The 16,885-nt window shown below is 67.7% G+C and carries 14 protein-coding genes; 5 read left to right on the plus strand and 9 right to left on the minus strand.

The genetic code is table 11. The features are described 5' to 3' along the window. Window positions 1–240: 240 nt before the first annotated feature. From zwf to FHY19_RS15800, 5 genes are all read right to left on the minus strand, one after another. Window positions 241–2,079: a glucose-6-phosphate dehydrogenase gene (zwf, locus tag FHY19_RS15780; protein WP_259167151.1), complete on the minus strand. Its 1,839-nt coding sequence runs from the start codon at window positions 2,077–2,079 to the stop codon at window positions 241–243. Next, on the minus strand, window positions 2,076–3,875 hold the full coding sequence (locus tag FHY19_RS15785; protein ID WP_259167152.1) for a glycoside hydrolase family 15 protein: 1,800 nt from the start codon (window positions 3,873–3,875) through the stop codon (window positions 2,076–2,078). The genes zwf and FHY19_RS15785 overlap by 4 nt, the downstream gene beginning before the upstream one ends. A 63-nt stretch (window positions 3,876–3,938) precedes the next feature. After that, a complete protein-coding gene (locus FHY19_RS15790) occupies window positions 3,939–4,265 on the minus strand; it encodes a phosphotyrosine protein phosphatase (protein WP_259167345.1) in 327 nt (108 codons plus the stop codon). 29 nt (window positions 4,266–4,294) lie between these two features. Beyond that, complete coding sequence (locus FHY19_RS15795; RefSeq protein ID WP_259167153.1) at window positions 4,295–7,615, minus strand: ankyrin repeat domain-containing protein; 3,321 nt, start codon at window positions 7,613–7,615, stop codon at window positions 4,295–4,297. After that, window positions 7,608–7,868: a YcgL domain-containing protein gene (locus FHY19_RS15800; RefSeq protein ID WP_259157354.1), complete on the minus strand. Its 261-nt coding sequence runs from the start codon at window positions 7,866–7,868 to the stop codon at window positions 7,608–7,610. The genes FHY19_RS15795 and FHY19_RS15800 overlap by 8 nt, the downstream gene beginning before the upstream one ends. A 218-nt stretch (window positions 7,869–8,086) precedes the next feature. Here FHY19_RS15800 and FHY19_RS15805 point away from each other — a divergent pair, with 218 nt between their 5' ends. The 5 genes from FHY19_RS15805 (at window position 8,087) to FHY19_RS15825 (ending at window position 12,911) form a co-directional block, all read left to right on the plus strand. After that, window positions 8,087–9,283, plus strand: a complete 1,197-nt coding sequence (locus FHY19_RS15805; RefSeq protein ID WP_259167154.1) for a beta-ketoacyl-[acyl-carrier-protein] synthase family protein — start codon at window positions 8,087–8,089, stop codon at window positions 9,281–9,283. Continuing rightward, a complete protein-coding gene (locus tag FHY19_RS15810; protein ID WP_259157356.1) occupies window positions 9,283–10,056 on the plus strand; it encodes a beta-ketoacyl synthase chain length factor in 774 nt (257 codons plus the stop codon). The genes FHY19_RS15805 and FHY19_RS15810 overlap by 1 nt, the downstream gene beginning before the upstream one ends. Then, window positions 10,053–10,874 (plus strand): glycosyltransferase family 2 protein, encoded by an 822-nt coding sequence (locus tag FHY19_RS15815; protein ID WP_259157357.1) that lies wholly within the window; start codon window positions 10,053–10,055, stop codon window positions 10,872–10,874. Before FHY19_RS15810 ends, FHY19_RS15815 begins: the two co-directional genes overlap by 4 nt. Continuing rightward, entirely contained in the window at window positions 10,871–12,493 is a 1,623-nt protein-coding gene (locus FHY19_RS15820; protein ID WP_259167155.1) for an NAD(P)/FAD-dependent oxidoreductase, read from the plus strand. The genes FHY19_RS15815 and FHY19_RS15820 overlap by 4 nt, the downstream gene beginning before the upstream one ends. A 112-nt stretch (window positions 12,494–12,605) precedes the next feature. Continuing rightward, the gene (locus FHY19_RS15825) at window positions 12,606–12,911 is read left to right on the plus strand and encodes a hypothetical protein (protein WP_259167157.1); all 306 of its coding nucleotides are present in this window, start codon (window positions 12,606–12,608) and stop codon (window positions 12,909–12,911) included. A 91-nt stretch (window positions 12,912–13,002) separates the two neighbouring features. Here FHY19_RS15825 and fabG read toward each other — a convergent pair whose 3' ends face one another. From fabG to FHY19_RS15845, 4 genes are all read right to left on the minus strand, one after another. Beyond that, window positions 13,003–13,740: a 3-oxoacyl-ACP reductase FabG gene (gene fabG, locus FHY19_RS15830; RefSeq protein WP_259167158.1), complete on the minus strand. Its 738-nt coding sequence runs from the start codon at window positions 13,738–13,740 to the stop codon at window positions 13,003–13,005. 168 nt (window positions 13,741–13,908) lie between these two features. Next, window positions 13,909–14,349 (minus strand): hotdog family protein, encoded by a 441-nt coding sequence (locus FHY19_RS15835; RefSeq protein ID WP_259167159.1) that lies wholly within the window; start codon window positions 14,347–14,349, stop codon window positions 13,909–13,911. Next, on the minus strand, window positions 14,336–16,702 hold the full coding sequence (locus FHY19_RS15840) for an MMPL family transporter (protein WP_259167160.1): 2,367 nt from the start codon (window positions 16,700–16,702) through the stop codon (window positions 14,336–14,338). The genes FHY19_RS15835 and FHY19_RS15840 overlap by 14 nt, the downstream gene beginning before the upstream one ends. Further along, window positions 16,692–16,885 (minus strand): hypothetical protein (locus FHY19_RS15845; protein WP_259167161.1); only part of this gene is annotated, 194 nt, incomplete at its 5' end. The genes FHY19_RS15845 and FHY19_RS15840, both read right to left, overlap by 11 nt.

Raw genomic sequence — 16,885 nt, forward strand, 5'->3', positions numbered from 1 at the left:
GTGCATCGCTCGCCAGCGGTAGCTGCGTAGTCGATGTCTTGGGGAAACAGCCTGCAAGCGAGCGTTCCATCGCCTACATGTCATGAGCCGATGTGGATGGCCAACCCGCACCAACACAAACAATCGCTGAGCTTTTCGTAGGAGCGTGCCTGCGCGCGACCAGGCGTTACCGATAAAGCCCGGTCGCGCGCAAGCGCGCTCCTACGTGGATCTGCGGCGGCTGTATGCCGCTCGCCTCCCCTAGCGGCGCGGTGTACGCACCGCGCCCTTGCTAGTCGACTTCTTCGCTGCGCGCTTGCCCTCCGCGGTTTTGCCGGCGGTCTTTGCGACCTTGCCGGCCGCGCGTTTGCGCACGGCTTTCTTGGCCGCGCTGCCAGGCGATGCAGCCGCATCCTGCGATGGTCCTGCTGACGCCGCAGATGTGCGTTTGACTGGCGCGCTGGCGATCTTCTTGGCTGGCACCTTGGCGACTTTCTTTGCTGTCTTCCCGGTAGCTTTCTTCACCGGTGTCGTAGCGCTGCTGCGCGCTTCCGGTGCCCGGCGCGGCGGTGGTTTGCGGCCAGGGGTGAGCGCGCGCCAGGCGTGTCCGCCGTTCATGGCCAGCAGCGCGTCGGCGGCCGAGGGACCGGCGCTGCCGGCGGCGTAGTTGGGGAAGTCGCTGGCTGGTTGTTTCCAGGCATCCAGGATCGGCTGCACGATGCGCCAGGCACCTTCCACCATCGCTGCGTCCTGGAACAGGCCGGCTTCGCCGTTCATGCAGTCCTGCAGCAGGCGCTCGTAACCCACGGTGTACTCCTTGGGAAACCAGTCGCGGTAGCGGAAGTCCATGCGCACCGGTGCCAGCGCGACCTGCGCGCCGGGGCGCTTGACGTCGAACTGCAGCGAAATGCCTTCATCGGGTTGAATATGCAGCACCAGCCAGTCGGGGCCATAACCGCCCACTTCGGTGCTGCGAAACGGTGCCAGCGGCGCGGGCTTGAAGCGGATCGCGATCTCGGTGGTGCGCTCGCGCAGCCGCTTGCCGGTGCGCAGATAGAACGGCACGCCGGCCCAGCGCCAGGTGTCGACCTGCAGCTTCATCGCTACATAGGTTTCGGTCTCTGAATCGTCCGGCACGGTGTCTTCTTCACGATAGCCGGGCACGGCGCTGCGATTGACCGCGCCGGATGCGTACTGGCCACGCACCACGTCTTCCGGCTTGATCGGGCGCACCGCTTCGATCACCTCGGCACGACGGCGATGCATCGCCTCGGTGGTGAAGGCGGCCGGCGGTTCCATCGCAATCATCGCCAGCAACTGGAACAGGTGATTGGGCACCATGTCGCGCAGGCAACCGGTGGGATCGTAGAAGCGTCCGCGCCCCTCTACCCCGATGGTTTCGGCAGCGGTGATCTGAACGTGATCGATGCGGTCGCGGTTCCAGACCGGCTCGAACAGGCCATTGGCGAAACGGAACGCCAGAATGTTCTGCACGGTTTCCTTGCCCAGGAAATGGTCGATGCGGAACACCTGATCCTCGTGCAGCACCTTGGCGACGGTGGCGTTGAGCGCGATGGCGCTGGGCAGGTCGTGGCCGAAGGGTTTTTCCACGATGACGCGGCGCCAGCCCTGGTTTTCGCGCTGCTTGACCAGGCCGGCTTCGCCGAGATTCAACAACACCGGCTCGAAGAAACGTGCGGCGGTGGCGAGATAGAACAGCACATTGCCTTGCGTGCCGTAGCGCTTGTGCAGTTTCTCCAGCGCGCCACCCAGGGTTTGATAGGCGCCCAGGTCGGTGAAATCGCCGCGCAGATAATGCATGCGCTCGCGCAGCCACTCCCAAGTGTCGGTATCGAACTCGTCAGTCTGGAATTCGGCGTCGCGGCTGCTGAGCAGCTGGGTCATCGACTGGCCCATCATCGTGCGCCACGAACGCTCACTGATATCGCCGTGATCCATGCCGACGATGGCGAACTGCTCGCCCAGTGCGCCGGAGCGGCGCAGGTTGTACAGCGCCGGCATCACCAGGCGCTTGGTCAGATCGCCGCGTGCGCCGAACACCACGATGATGCACGGCGGTGTGGTCTGTTGCTCGTTCATGGATGTTGTTCCTTCTCGCCCATGCGTCCATGCAGGCGCAATGCCGCATTGACCAGGGCCACGTGGGAATACCCTTGCGGGAAGTTGCCAAGCATGCGTTTTGCACGTGGGTCGTATTCTTCGGCGAGCAGGCCCACGTCGTTGCACAACCCAAGCAGACGCTCAAGCAATGCGCGCGCCTCATCGGTGCGGCCGATCAACGCAAAGTTTTCCACCAGCCAGAAACTGCAGGCCAGGAAGGTGCCCTCGCCCGCCGGCAGGCCGTCGGCGCTGTCGTCGGCGCGATAGCGTTCGACCAGGCCATCGATGGTCAGCTCGCGCGCAATCGCATCGGCAGTAGCGGCAATGCGCGGATCCTCCGCCGGCAGGAACCCGACGATGGGGATCAGCAACAGCGAAGCGTCCAGACGGTCGGAACCATAACTCTGCACGAAGTGGCCGTCCGGGTGCACGCCTTTTTCCAGCACTTCTGCGCGGATTTCGTCGGCAATGCGGCCCCAGTGCGCGCGCTTGTCAGCATCGGCATTGGTGATGCCATCGCGGCTGCCGCAATCGAATGCCAGCCACGCCATCACCTTGGAATGCACGAAATGCCGGCGCTCGTCGCGGATCTCCCAGATGCCTTCATCGGGCAGGCGCCACAGGTCTTCGAGCGTATCCAGGATCTTTTCCAGCAGCGATGCCGACGAGCCATCGTCATCGGACGGCGGGGCTACGCCCTTTTCGCGCGCGTAATGGAACGCGCCGATCAACTCGCCATAGACATCGAGCTGGAACTGATCCACCGCGCCGTTGCCGATACGCACCGGCCCGGAATTTTCGTAGCCGGGCAGCCAGTGCGCTTCCCATTCCTGCAGACGACGCTCGCCACCGATGCCGTACAGCGCCTGCAACTGATCCGGCGAGCCGGCGATGGTGCGCTGGACCCAGTCGCGAAACGAAGCGGCCTCATCGCGATAGCCGGCTTGCAGCAATGCGATCAGCGTGAACACCGAATCGCGCAACCAGCAGTAGCGGTAATCCCAGTTACGCGTGCCGCCCAGGTGCTCGGGCAACGAGGCAGTGGGCGCGGCCACGATACCGCCGGTGGGCAGGTAGCTGAGCCCCTTCAATACCACCAGCGAGCGACGCACCTGCCCGGTCCACGGACCGACATCGGTGCAGCGACGTGCCCAGCCATGCCAGAACGCGGCGGTCCGTTGCAGCGCCTGTTCAGGGTCGATCTGCGGCGGCGTGGGCTCATGCGATGCGCCGTGACTGAGCAGGAACCAGGTGCTTTCGCCTTCGCGCAGCGTAAAGTCCGACTCGGTGCCCATGTCTTCGCCGTGCAGTTCCTGCGGCGAGCGCAACGTGAGCTGGTCGGGGCCGGCAATGGCGCGGATGCCGCCGTCGATGCCGGTGACCCACGGCACGGTGCGGCCATAGTTGAAGCGAAAGGTCAGGCGCATGTGCATCGGCACCTCGCCCTGCACGCAGCGCACGATGCGCACCAGACGCTGGTGGTTGTCGCCTTCGTCGCTGGCGACCATGAAGTCGACCAGCTCCACCGTGCCGGTGTCGGTGATCATGCGGGTGCACAACACCAGACTGTCGTCTTCATAGGCACGTTCGCTGCGAAAGTCGCCGGACGGCGATAACGCCCATTGCCCGTTTTGCTCGTCGCCCAGCAGGGATGCGAAAAACGCATCGGAATCGAAACGTGGCAGACACAGCCAGTCGATGGTGCCGCGGTGGTCGACCAGGGCCGCGCTGTGGCAATTGCCCAGCATGGCGTGGTCCTCGATACGCACGCTCATCGTAGAGGCGCTTCCTTCGTGCGAGGGAACGCCCAGTCTTGCATGCGCGGTGTCGGGATCAGGTTACGAATACGCCGGCAGGCGCAGCAGCGGTGGCACCGTGTGTTCCAGCCGACGGATCAGTGCCGGATCCATGTAAACGTAGTCATCGGGAATCTGCAGCGACACCACGCGGCAATGGCGCAGATGCGCGGCGAAGCGCTTGCGCAGCAGCTGCAGGTGGCGGCGCTCCATCACCAGCACCAGGTCGGACTCGTGCAGCAACTCGGGGGTGACCTGCACCTGCGCATCGGCGGCCAGCCCGGCCGATTGGGTCTGCACGCCCGGCCATTCGGCAAACACGCGCTCGGCGGTGGGGCTGCGCAGCCGGTTGCGGCTGCACACGAACAGTACCCGCAGCGGTGAACCGCCGCGCCGGCTCAGCGGCCTTCGCGCAGGAAGCGCGCCATCGAGGACACGCCCGGCAAGGCGGGTTCGAACTGGCCGGCCACATCGATGAAGCCGCGCATGATGGCGATCTCGCGCGGGGTGCGGTTGAGCGCGTCGCGGCGGTCGGCGTCGGCGCCGGCACGCAGCAGGCGCTGCACCAGCAGCGGCAGGCCATGCAGTGCGGCCAGATGCAGCGGGCCGAAGCCGCGCTGATCGGCCACATCCAGCGAGACGTCTTCATCGAGCAGGCGTTCGACGCCGGCCAGCACCACCTTTTCGTCGCAGGCGGTGCCCGGTTCGGCGCGCGCGCCCAGCAACAGCAGCAATGGGCTGACCCGCCCACCGGCCAGCGCATCCGGGTCGGCGCCGGCCAGCAACAAGGTGTCCAGCAACGCCAGCAGACGGGTGGTGTCGCGCGCGGTGAAGCCGTACAGCGCCGCGCAGTGCAGCGGTGCCAGCCCCTGATTGTCGGTGGCGTGCACGTCGGCTGCAGCCGTGAGCAGGCGCGCCACGATGTCCGGCAGGCCGAGCGCGCAGGCCAGCATCAGCACGGTCACTCCGCCCGGCAGGCGATGTTCGATCTGCGCGCCGGCCTGCAACAGTGCGGCGACGATGTCGGTCTGGCGCATGCTCACTGCCGCCGACAACGGCGTGGCGCCGCTGTTGGCCGCGCGTTGCGGATCGGCGCCGCGGCCGAGCAGATGCGCGACCACACCCAGGTGGCCGCCACCGGCCGCACGCAGCAGCGCAGTGCAGCCCTGGGCGTCGACGGCATCCACCGGCAGGCCGAGGTCGATCAGCCGCCGCACCGCATCGGTGTCGCCGGTCATCGCTGCCGCCGGCACGTCCGCTTCGCGCAGCGTGCGGCCTGGCAGCGACCAGATCCGCCAGTCCAGCCAGTCGGCCAGATCGCGCCGGCCGATCGACAACGCCACGCCCAGCGGGGTCTGCCCGTCGGCGGCGCGCGCTTCCGGCGAGGCGCCCTGCTTGACCAGCAATTTCAGCGAGGCGTCCCGACCGAGCGCGGTCGCCAGATGCAGCGCGGTCATGCCGTGGCTGTCGCGCGCCTCGCGGTCCACGCCGTGTTCCAGCAACCACTGCTGCAGGCGCAGCCAGCCCAGCCGCACGGCCAGCGACAACGGCGGGTCGCCGGCTGCCGACGGCGCAAACGGGTCGGCGCCGCGTTCGAGCAACTCCAGTGCGAACTGTTCCAGCCCGCGCGAGGCGGCATCGTGCTGCACGCAGGCGCTGAGCAGCCGGGTCAGGCCGCCCGCACCGGCCGGCGACACGCCGTGACGCAGCAGCACCTGCAGCGCCGGCACCGCTTCCACGCCGCGCGAGAGCAGCGCAAACATCGGCACGTCGCCGCAGGCATCGCGCATCTCGGCATCGGCGCCGTGGCGCAGCAGCCAGTCCACCGCATCGGCGTTGAGCGCCAGATGCGCGTCATGCAGCAGGCCGCCGAGTTCTTCCGGGGCGCATAGCCGCGCCAGCGCGTCCAGGCCATCGCGTTGGCCGAACTGCAGGCCTTCGCGCAACAACACCAACGGCGGGCGATCGGGCAGCACCGCAACGCCGGGGGTATCGCCGTGCGCATCGCTGACGGCGGCCGGCACGGGATAGCCGGGGTCGAGCAGTTGCACGATCGCCCAACGCCCGGCTTCGGCTGCCACGTCCACGGCGCGACGGCCATGCACATCGACGCTGTCGGCCGGCACCTGCAGATCAAGCAGACGGCGGATCAAGGCCGGCGACACACTGTCGGCGGCGCAGGCCAGCATCACCGCATTGCGGCCGTCGCCGTCGGTGGCCAGCACATCGGCCTTGCGCGCGACCAGGCGTTCGAGCACCGCACTGCGCGCCTGACGCGCCGCGTCCAGCCACGGCGTGCGGCCGAGCAGATCGCGCGCTTCCAGGTTGGCCCCGGCCGACAACAGCGCCTCGACGATGTCGCCGTGGCCGGCCAGCGCCGCTTCGTGCAGGGCGCTACGCCGCTGGCGGTCGCGCGCATCCACCCGCGCCTTGTGCTTGAGCAGCAACTGCACGCCGGCCGGGTCGTCCTCTTCGGTGCCGGCCGCGGCCAGCAACACCGGCGCACCGCCGTCCGGCTCGGAGTGGGCACCGCGTTCCAGCAGAAATTTCGCCAGCCGCCAATTGCCGACCTGGCAGGCCATCGCCAGCGGCGAGTGACCTTCGTTGTTGAGCGCGTCCAGTTCGGCGGCGGCATCGCGCAGCAACGCAGCCACGCCGGGGTCGGAACTGCGTACGGCGTGATGCAGCGGGGTATTGCCGTCGTTGTCGGTGGAACGCGGGTCGGCACCGTTGGCCAGCAGGGTCATCACCGCATCCGGGCGGCCATGCCAGCTGTCGCGGGTGGCGGCCAGCAGCGGCGTCATGCCGCGATGCGGCTGGTTGACGTCCACGCGGCGCACGATCAGCTCGCGCAGCAGGCGCAGATCCGGCAGCACCGCGGCCAGCGCCGGCAGGCTGCGCTGGTCGCGCCATTCCGGCAGCGGCATCGCCTGCGGGTCGGCGCCTGCTTCGAGCAACTGCAGCGCGCGGTCCACCCGGCCGCTACGCGCGGCTTCGAACAATTCGGGCACCAGCTGATGCTGGGCGACCGGCTCCAGCGGGCGCGGTTCGGCGGCCGCTTCGGAGAAGAAATCGGCAGCCTGCCTGGCCACTGGCGCATCGCTGCGCGCCGGTGCGGCGGTGCGTTGCAGCAGCAGATGGGCGGCGGGCAGCAGCGCGCTGGCGGCAATCGCCAGGCCCCAGCGCAGGCCGCCGGACAACCAGCCCGGCCAGGCCACCACCACCACGACGGTGCACACCGCCAGCACCAGGGCGGCCGCCAGCAGGCCGCGCCAGGCATGCAATTCCTGCGTGGCCAGCGCGTGCCAGCGTGGCGCCAGCGCGCCACCGTCGCGTTCCACCTCGCCCCACAACGGCCAGGTGCGCCACAGGCCCAGCAAGGCGGCGCTCACGGCCACGCTCAGGGCCAACGCTGCGGCTAGGCTGCCGCTGTCGCGCAGCGCGGTCAGCGGCCAGCTGATCAATGCCGCCAAGGCGAGCAGGCCGACGCCCCAGATCGCCAGCAACGGCGGCAACGCCTGCGCGATGGCGCGCGGCTGCGTCGCCAGCGCGCGGGTGCCGCGCGCCCACGACACCGCCAGTGCAAAGGCCGGCTGCGCCAGCCACAGGCTTACCGCAGCAACGGCGCCGCCAAGGCCACCGAGCAGGGACAACACCACGCCGGCTGCACCTGCCAGCGCTGCGGCGCGCACTCGCGCGGCACGCTGCGGCTCAGTCATAGTCGCACTCGCCCGCCAGCACCACCGTCTTGGGCAGCTGCAGGTAGAACCCGTGCTTGCCGAGCGCTTCGCGCACGGTTGCCACATCGGCCTGCGCCAGGCGGCGCTCAGGCGTCAACGCCACCTCCAGCACGAATGCGAATGGCGCCAACTGCGCGTGCACGGCAGCGGGAAGACCGGAGAAGTCGTCGCGCGTGGCCAGGTAGACGAAGGTGTCCTGCTTGCGTTGGCTTTTATAGACGTAGGCGTGCATGCGCGCGTGATCGCGCTCTAAGAGCGGTAGGTCGCGTCGATTGTGTCCCAATTGCGGCGACGGCGAAAGCGCGGCCGCTGCGAAAAATCCCAGCCACGTCAGCGACATGACCGGCGCGTTCAGTTGCGCCGTCGACGGGGCCGGCGCACGCCGCCGATATACTGCGAGCACTTTTTGCCAGCCAGACCATCGTGAGCCAAGCGCAGCATTCGTCCCAGATGGCCCCGGTCGCCGTCACCGCCTACACCTCCACCACCGCGCTCGGCGCCGGGCTCGCGGCCCAGGCCGCCGCCCTGCAGTCGCGTCGCAGCGGCCTGCGTTACAACGATTTCGGACCGCAACCGCTGCCGTGCTGGATCGGCCGCGTCGAAGGCGTGGAAGCAGTCGTGCTGCCCGATGCGCTGCAAGGCTGGGACTGCCGCAACAACCGGCTGGCCTGGCTGGCCCTGCAGCAGGACGGCATGGCCGACGCCGTGCAGGCAGCCGCCCAGCGCTACGGCGCCGAGCGCGTGGCGGTGATCATCGGCACTTCCACCTCCAGCATCGGCGCCAGCGAAGAGGCCTATACGCGGCTGGTCGACGACGCCGACGGCGCGCGGTTTCCGGACGATCTGGCCCGCCCCATCGTGCACACCCCGCATTCGCTGGGCGACTTCGTCCAGCACGCCACCGGCCTGCGCGGCCCCAGCGTGACCGTGGCCACCGCCTGTTCGTCCAGCGCCAAGGTCTTCGCCCAGGCGGCGCGGCTGATCGACGCCGGGGTGATCGACGCGGCGCTGGTCGGCGGCGTGGACACCTTGTGCGGCAGCGTGCTGTTCGGATTCAACTCGCTGCAGGTGGTCGCGCCCGAACCGTGCCAGCCGTTCGACGCGCGTCGGGTCGGCCTGAGCCTGGGCGAAGCCGGTGGCTTTGCGCTGGTCGAACGCACCGCCGCCGCCCCGGAGGCGACGCTATGGCTGTACGGCTACGGCGAATCCAGCGATGCGCACCACATGTCCGCCCCGCATCCGCAGGGCCTGGGCGCGCAGCTGGCGATGCGCGGCGCGCTCGAACGCGCCGGCCTGGACGCATCAGCGGTGGGCTATCTGAATCTGCATGGCACCGCCACGCCGGCCAACGACAGCGTGGAAGCGGCAGCGGTGGCGGCGATCTTCCCGGACACCTTGCACGCCAGTTCGACCAAGGCCTGGACCGGCCACACTCTGGGCGCGGCCGGCATCGTCGAGTCGGTGATCGCGCTGCTGGCGCTGCGCGACGGCGTGCTGCCGGGCACGCTCAACAGTGCCGTGCCCGACCCCGCCTGCGGCCCGCAGATCCGCTTCGACAACGCCCATTCCCGGATCGATTACGCAATGAACAACTCCTTCGGTTTTGGCGGCAACAACTGTTCGCTGCTGTTCGGGCGGGCACGCTGATGCTGACCGCCACCATCGAAGGGATCGGTTTCTGGACCCAGGGCCTGCCAACCTGGGAAGCGGCGCATGCGTTCGTGCATGGCGCCCCGCTGCAGGAGACGCCCACGCGTCCGGCACCGCAACTGCTGGCCGCCAACGAGCGCCGCCGCGCGCCCGATACGGTGGCGGTGTCGCTGGAAGCCGCACTGGCCGCCTGCACGGCCGCCGGCCGCGACCCCGCCAGCCTGCCGTCGGTGTTCACTTCCACGCACGGCGATCTGGCCATCACCGATTACATGTGCACCACGCTGGCCAGCGACCCGCTGGCGATCTCGCCGACCAAGTTCCACAACTCGGTGCACAACGCCGCAGCAGGCTACTGGACCATCGGCGCCGGTGCGATGACCCCGGCCACGGCGATCAGCGCCCACGCCGCAAGTTTTGCGCAGGGCCTGCTGGAAGCGCTGGTGCAACTCACCGCCGGCGTCGATGCGGTGCTGCTGGCCGGCTACGACGCACGCTCGGTGGGGCCGCTTGGCCGCATCTCGCCCAGCCAGGGCCTGCTCGGTGGCGCGCTGGTGCTGGGCCGCGCCGGCCAGGCCGGCAAACCGCAACTGCAGGCGCGGCTGGACGATGGCGCGCCGTCTCCCGATGATGGCGCGCTGGCGCACCATGTCGCAGGCAATGCGATGGCGCCGATGCTGCCGCTGTTTGCGCTGCTGGCCGGCCACGGCGACAGCGCTGCGCTGTATGCCGGCCCTGGCCGCGTGCTGCGCGTGGAGCTGCAGCGATGAGCCGGGTGCCGTTGACCCGCGAGGACACCGCGATTCTGGTGCCCGCCCTGAACGAGGCATTGCGCATCCGCGAAGTGGTCACCGATGCCTTGACCTACTGCTCGCATGTGATCGTGATCGATGATGGCTCCGACGATGGCACCGCCGATTGCATCGCCGATCTGCCGGTGCGCCTGATCCGCCATCCGCAGCGCATGGGCAAGGGCGCCGCGTTGCGCAGCGGCTTTGCGCAGGCGCAACAGATGGGCATGCGCGCGGTGATGACCATGGATGGCGATGGCCAGCACAAGGCCGCCGACTTCCCGCGCCTGCTAGCCGCGGCCAACCGCCACCCCGGCTGCGTGATCGTCGGTGCGCGCATGCGCAAGCGCGCCACCCAGCCGACCATCCGCCGGATCGGCAACGACTTCGGCGACTGGGGCATCGCCTGGGCCTGCGGCTTTCGCCTGGTGGACAGCCAGAGCGGCCAACGGCTGTATCCGGCCTCGGTGTTCACCCTGCCCGACGTGCCCGGCGAAGGCTTCGTGTTCGAAGCGCAGCTGCTGATTTCCGCCGCCCGCCAGGCCGGCGCGCGCGTGGTCGCTGTGCCGATCGAAACCCGCTACGCCGGCAGCGCGCCGGGCACCTTCCGCAAGAGCCATTTCCGGCTGGTGCGCGATCTTTGGGAAATCACCTCGCATGTGGTCAAGCAGGTGTGGGCCTATGGCCACATCTGGCGCGAGTACCGCAACGTGCGCGCCAACCCGGTGTTGATCGACGATGCCGACGCCGAATTTGCTACTGTGCCCTCGCCTACCAAGAGCGACCCATCCCCATGAATGCACAGCGTGCCGATGTCGTCATCACCGGGGGTGGTCTGGCCGGTCTGAGCCTGGCCCTGCAACTGAAGCAACGCGACCCGGAGCTTGCGATCACCGTGCTGGAGCGCCGTGCGCACCCGGTGCGCGAGGCGGCATTCAAGGTGGGCGAATCCACGGTGGAAATCGGCGCGCATTATTTCGCCGACGTGCTGGGCCTGCGCGAGCATCTGGAGACCGAGCAGATCCGCAAGTTCGGTTTCCGCTTTTTCTTCTCCGACAAGCGCGAGGACATCGACCGCTGCACCGAGCTGGGCGTCAGCCAGATCCTGCCGACGCCGTCGTGGCAGATCGACCGCGGTCGCTTCGAGAATTTCCTCGGCGAGCGCGCACGCGCACTGGGCATCAGTTTCCTCGACAACTGCAGCGTCAAGGGCGTGGACCTGTCCGACGACACCGCCGACCACGCGGTGCGCTACGAGCATGCCGGCGAGCCGGGCACGCTGAGCGCGCGCTGGGTGGTCGATGCCAGTGGCCGCGCCGGCCTGCTCAAGCGCAAGCTGGATCTGGCACAGGACAACGCGCACAACGCCAATGCAGTGTGGTGGCGCGTGGAGGGCCTGATCGACCCTAACGGCTGGTCGCAGGACAGCAGCTGGCTGCAACGCTGCACACCGCCGGACCGCTGGCGTTCCACCAACCACATGTGCGGGCCGGGTTACTGGTTCTGGTTGATCCCGCTGTCGTCGGGCGCGCATTCGCTGGGCATCGTCTGCGATGCGCAGATGCACCCGCTGGAGACCATGAACACGCACGAAAAAGCCATGGGCTGGCTGCGCCTGCATCAACCGCAGGTCGCCGCATCGCTGGATAAGGCCGACTACCGACTGCAGGACTTTCTGTTCCTGCGCAAGTTTTCGTATGGCTGCAAGCAGGTGTTCTCGTCGCAGCGCTGGGCGCTGACCGGCGAGGCGGGCCTGTTCCTGGATCCGTTCTATTCGCCCGGCAGCGACTTCATCGCCATCTCCAACACCTATATCTGCGAACTGATCGGCCGCGATCGTGCCGGCAGGTCGCTCAGCCCGTATACCGAGCTGTATGAGCAACTGTATTTCTCGTTCTACGAAAACACCCTGACCCTGTACCAGGATCAGTACGCCCTGTTCGGCGACGAACAGGTCATGCCGGTCAAGGTGATCTGGGATTACACCTACTACTGGTCGTTGCTGGCGCCGTTGTTCTGCTCCGGACGCATCGCCGACCTGAGCCTGTTGTCGCGCATGAAGACGGACTTTTTGTACGCGCGCGATCTGAACCTGTCCATGCAGCGCGTGCTGCACGACTGGGGCTTGCACAATACCGCACAGGGCATCGCCACCGGTGGTGGCCGCCTGCTGGACCAATATCTGATCGGCTGGTTCAACGAACTCAATGGCGCCTTGCACGACATCCTGGACGATGAGGCCTTCGCCGCACGCATCCACACCAACGTGGCGCAAATGGCGGTGCTGGCCCGGGAGATCCTGCAGCAGGCACGCCACCGCCACCCGGAGTTGCCCGACCATGGCCTGGACGCACTGACCGCCAACGCCAGCGGCGAGGCAATCCTGACGGCGACGTGGTACGCCGACGCGGCATAGTCATGCGCGAACGCGCATCCTGGTACCCCGGGGCTCATAGATCCGTAGTCTTCACGCAACCAGATTTTCCACAGGGGGATCCATGCCTCAGAAACTACTGGGCGTGCTTGTCGTGGCTTTGCTCGGCAGCAGCGGCACGCAGGCAGTTGCGCAGAACATCGTGCAGTACACGCCAGAACCTTTGCTCTTGAATGCAAGCGACCTGGTGCCGGTGTGCCGGCGTGCGGCAGAAACGCATTATCTTGCGCAGGGTGCGAGTATCTACAACTGGACAGCGTCATACCACGATCGCGGCGATGGCCTCTATGTGGACGGCCGCCTGCGCGCGAACGGAAATACGGTCTCTGTGCATTGCCGCGCCGCGCGTGGCGCGCGTGAGCGCGAATTGGTCATGAGTATCGACGAAACAGGCGGCTGAACGCCGCAGCTATTGCGCGCCTGTAGCCCAACGTGGGCGCCCCCGCACTCCAGAAGGCCGCCCATGGACCAATCGGGGAAGTGACGAGGATTCAGCCCATTCCGCCATTGATGCCGATGACTTGGCCATTGATGTAACCCGCGGACTCCGAGCACAGAAACGCGACCAGTGCGGCCACTTCCTCGGGCTTGCCCACGCGGCCGGCCGGCACCATCTGCTTGATGACGTCCGGGGCGAAGCTTTCGCCGACCATCTCGCCTTCGATCACGCCCGGCGCCACTACGTTGACCGCGATACCGCGGCTGGCCATCTCGCGCGACAGCGACTTGCTGGCACCGTGCAGCGCCGCCTTGGCTGCGGCGTAGTTGGTCTGCCCGCGGTTACCCAGCACCGCCGCCACCGACGACACGCTGACGATGCGGCCCCAGCGCGTGCGCGCCATCGGCAACAGCAAGGGCTGGGTCACATTGAAGAATCCATGCAGCGACACATCGATGACCCGATGCCACTGGGCGGCGTTCATGCCGGCCATCGGCGCGTCGTCGTGGATGCCGGCGTTATTGACCACGATCTGGATCGGGCCGGCGTCCAGCAGGCGCTCGAGCGCCGCACCGCTGGCCTGCGCATCGGCCACATCGAAGGCCACCGCTTCGGCGCTGCCGCCGTCGGCCACGATCGCTGCGACCACTTCATCGGCGCGGGCGATATTGCGGTTGGCATGCACGATCACATGGCGACCCTGCGCCGCCAACTGACGGCAGATCGCACCACCAAGATCGCCGCTGCCGCCGCTGACGAGGGCGCGGCGCTGTGGAATGGATGTGCTCATGAAAGCCTCGATAAAAGCCGCAGACACGACGGCGGAAAGAGCCTCATCCTAACCACTCGCAGCAGGCGCAGGAATAGATCGCCCGCATTGATCGCCCACATCTTGTAGGAGCGCGCTTGCGCGCGATGAGGCTTCAGCGGTAACGCTTCATCGCGCGCAAGCGCGCTCCTACAGGGCCTGCGCGGCGCCCAGCATCACCGTGGCGCGCCCTTCGGCGAGCAACTGATCGCCGTGGCTCAGACGAAAGCTGTATTGCTGGCTGTCCTCGCCCTGCATCAGCACCTGCGCTTCGCACTCGATGGCATCGGGCAACGCGTCCAGATGGGTCACGTGCAACTCCACGCCGCGCAACGCGACCAGCATACCAGGGCGCACCGGCTTGCCGGATTCTCGACCCAACAGGCCGCCATGCACCGCCATGGCCTGCGCGCCGTATTCGCACAGATGCACCGCGCGCAGACGTCCATTGGCACGCAGCGGATGCATGTCGCTGCAATGGGCGTGACTGCGCACCACGATCCGCTGCGCATCCCAGGTCACTATCTCATCCCACAGGCACATGCTGCCCTGGTGCGGGATCAAGGCGGCGATTGCGTCACGTCCCTGCATGCGATGCTCCACTGGGTGTGCGCTCCAGTGCCGGTTCGCGCGACACCAGCAACGCCAGGATGAAATTGAACAACACGCCCAAGGCCACCGTGCTGCCGATCGCGCGCAGCACCGGGATGCTGGAGGCGGCCAGCAGCGCGAACACCAGCAATGTCATCAGGCTGCAGACGATCAACGCATGCAGCGTGCGCAGCTGATCGGCGTGATCGTCGCCGGCATGATCGAAGAACAAGGCGTAATCCAGGCCCAGGCCTGCGGCCAGAATCAGCGCGATCAAATGGAACAGGTTGAGCTCCACGCCGATGCCGCGCAGGATCGCCAGGATCAGCACGGTGGTCAGCGCCATCGGCAACAGCACACGCACGATACGGCGCGGGCTGCGCAACGCGATCGCCACCGTTACTGCAAGCAGCAACGCCGCCACACCGAGCGCCCCCAGCACCCGGCCGCGGTAGGCCGCCACCAGCGATTCGGACGCATCCTTGAGGTCCAGCAATTGCGCGCCGCTGCCCTGCACCGCCGCAGCCAACAGCGCCGGATCATGCAGGCCGGTCAGCGACACCAGGGCAGTCGTACGATCGCCGCGCCCCAGCAGCAGGCCGCCCACCGACGTGGCCAGCGGCGAGCCGGTCAGATCCTTCGGCAGCAGCGGCGGTGCACGCTTGGCGGCATCCAGATCCTGCAGGAATGGCGCAAACGCATCGCTGCGGAAAGGCGTGGCCGCCACCGCGCGCTCGGTCAGCGTGCGTGCCTGCGCCGCATCCGGCAACCGCGCCTGACGCGCCTGCTGGGTCTTGGCACTGGGTAGATACCGCGCGGCCATGTCGTAGCCGGTCAGGGCACCGTCGCGCACCAGCGCATCCAGCCGCGGCCGCAGGCGCTCGCTGGCCTGCAGCGCCGCCTCATCGCTGGCCGCAGACAGCGCGAGCACGTAACGCACATCGGGCGCGCCCAGCTCCTGACGCAAGCGGGTGTCCTGCGCCAATGCCTTGGGCGGCACCGGAGTGAGTTTGGACAGGTCGTTCTGCCAGAACTGGCCGGGCGCCAAAGCGATCACCGCAATGCCGATCACCGCGATCACTGCAAGGCTGATGCGTGGCCGCGGCAAGCGCGCGATGCCGCGCCACAGCCCAGCCAACAGGCGCGAATCGGCGTAGTCGCGCGGGGCCGGGTCGATCAGCCACGGCAACAGCCAACGCGTGGTCATCGCTGCAGTGGCCAGGCCGGCAATGGTGAACACCGCCAGCTGGCGCAGGCCATCCACGCCTGAAAACAGAAAGGTCACATACGCAATGCAGGTGGACACCACGCCGGTCGCCAGCGTCGGCCACAAATGCCGCGCGTTCTCGCGCGGATCCAGGCCGGGACGTTGATGGCTGAACAGGTGGATCGGGTAATCCTGCACCACGCCGATCAACGTGAAGCCGAATGCCACGGTGATCCCGTGCACGCCGTCGAACAGCAGTGCCACCGCGCCCAGGCCGGCCAACCCCGCGCTCGCCAGCGGCAACACGCCCAGCACCGGAATCTTCCAGCTGCGGTAGGCGATCATCAGCAAGAGCACCAGACCCACCGTATCCAGCGTGCCGATCCATTGCGACTCGCCCTGGGTGCGCGCGGTGATCTCCACCGCGAATGCGCCCGGGCCGGTCAAGGTCAGCTGCGTCGTGGTGCCCTTGCTGACCTTGGCGAACGCCGCCTGCACGGCGTCGTAGGCCAGCTGCTGGCCGGTAGGATCGAAGCCGGCCGCATGCGTCTGCACGATCAGCAGGGCCGAGGTACCGGCGCGATCGAACCACACCCCATTGCGCGTTTGCGGGGCGGCCGCCGGCTGCAGGGTCTCGGCCAGATGCAGCACTTCCAGCGTCGGGTCGCGCGGCAGCAGCGGCTCCACCATCGCCGCTGCCGGCGAGCCCAGATCCTGCACGCGCGACTGCAGCGCAGCTTCGAGCGTCGCCGCGTCCAGCGTTGCGGTGTCGAAACTGTCGCTCAGCAGGTAGCGATACGGCAGCAAGCGCTCCGGAATCGCCTCCAATCCGGCAGTGCCGCCATTACCGACCAACTCGAACAGCGCCGGCTGCGCGGCCAGTGCCTGCTGCAACCGTTGCGATTGCTCGGCCAGGATGGCCGGGTCGCTATTGGACAAGGCCATCAGCAACAGCCGCGACCCCGGGCCTTCGCCCAGCTCTTCGATCAGCAGTTTTTGCGCCGGCGTACGCGGGGCAGGCATGAATTTTCGCAGATCGCCGGTGACCTTGAGCGTCTCGCTCAGCCAGAACCCGGCCACCACCAGCAGCGCCAGCCACAGCAAGGCCAGGCCAATGCGGCGGTTTGCGTTCAATTCAAAGGGCATGCAACCGCCTCACTGCAATGGCTGGACGTCCACCGGCCGCGCGCGCGGCATCGGGCCACTTCGGCGTTTTCTTTCTACGGAGGGCGGGCATGAATTTTCGCAGATCGCCGGTGACCTTGAGCGTCTCGCTCAGCCAGAACCCGGCCACCACCAGCAGCGCCAGCCACAGCAAGGCCAGGCCAA

Origin of the sequence: Xanthomonas sp. 4461 (assembly GCF_024806475.1) — a bacterium.
Taxonomy (GTDB): domain Bacteria; phylum Pseudomonadota; class Gammaproteobacteria; order Xanthomonadales; family Xanthomonadaceae; genus Xanthomonas; species Xanthomonas arboricola_F.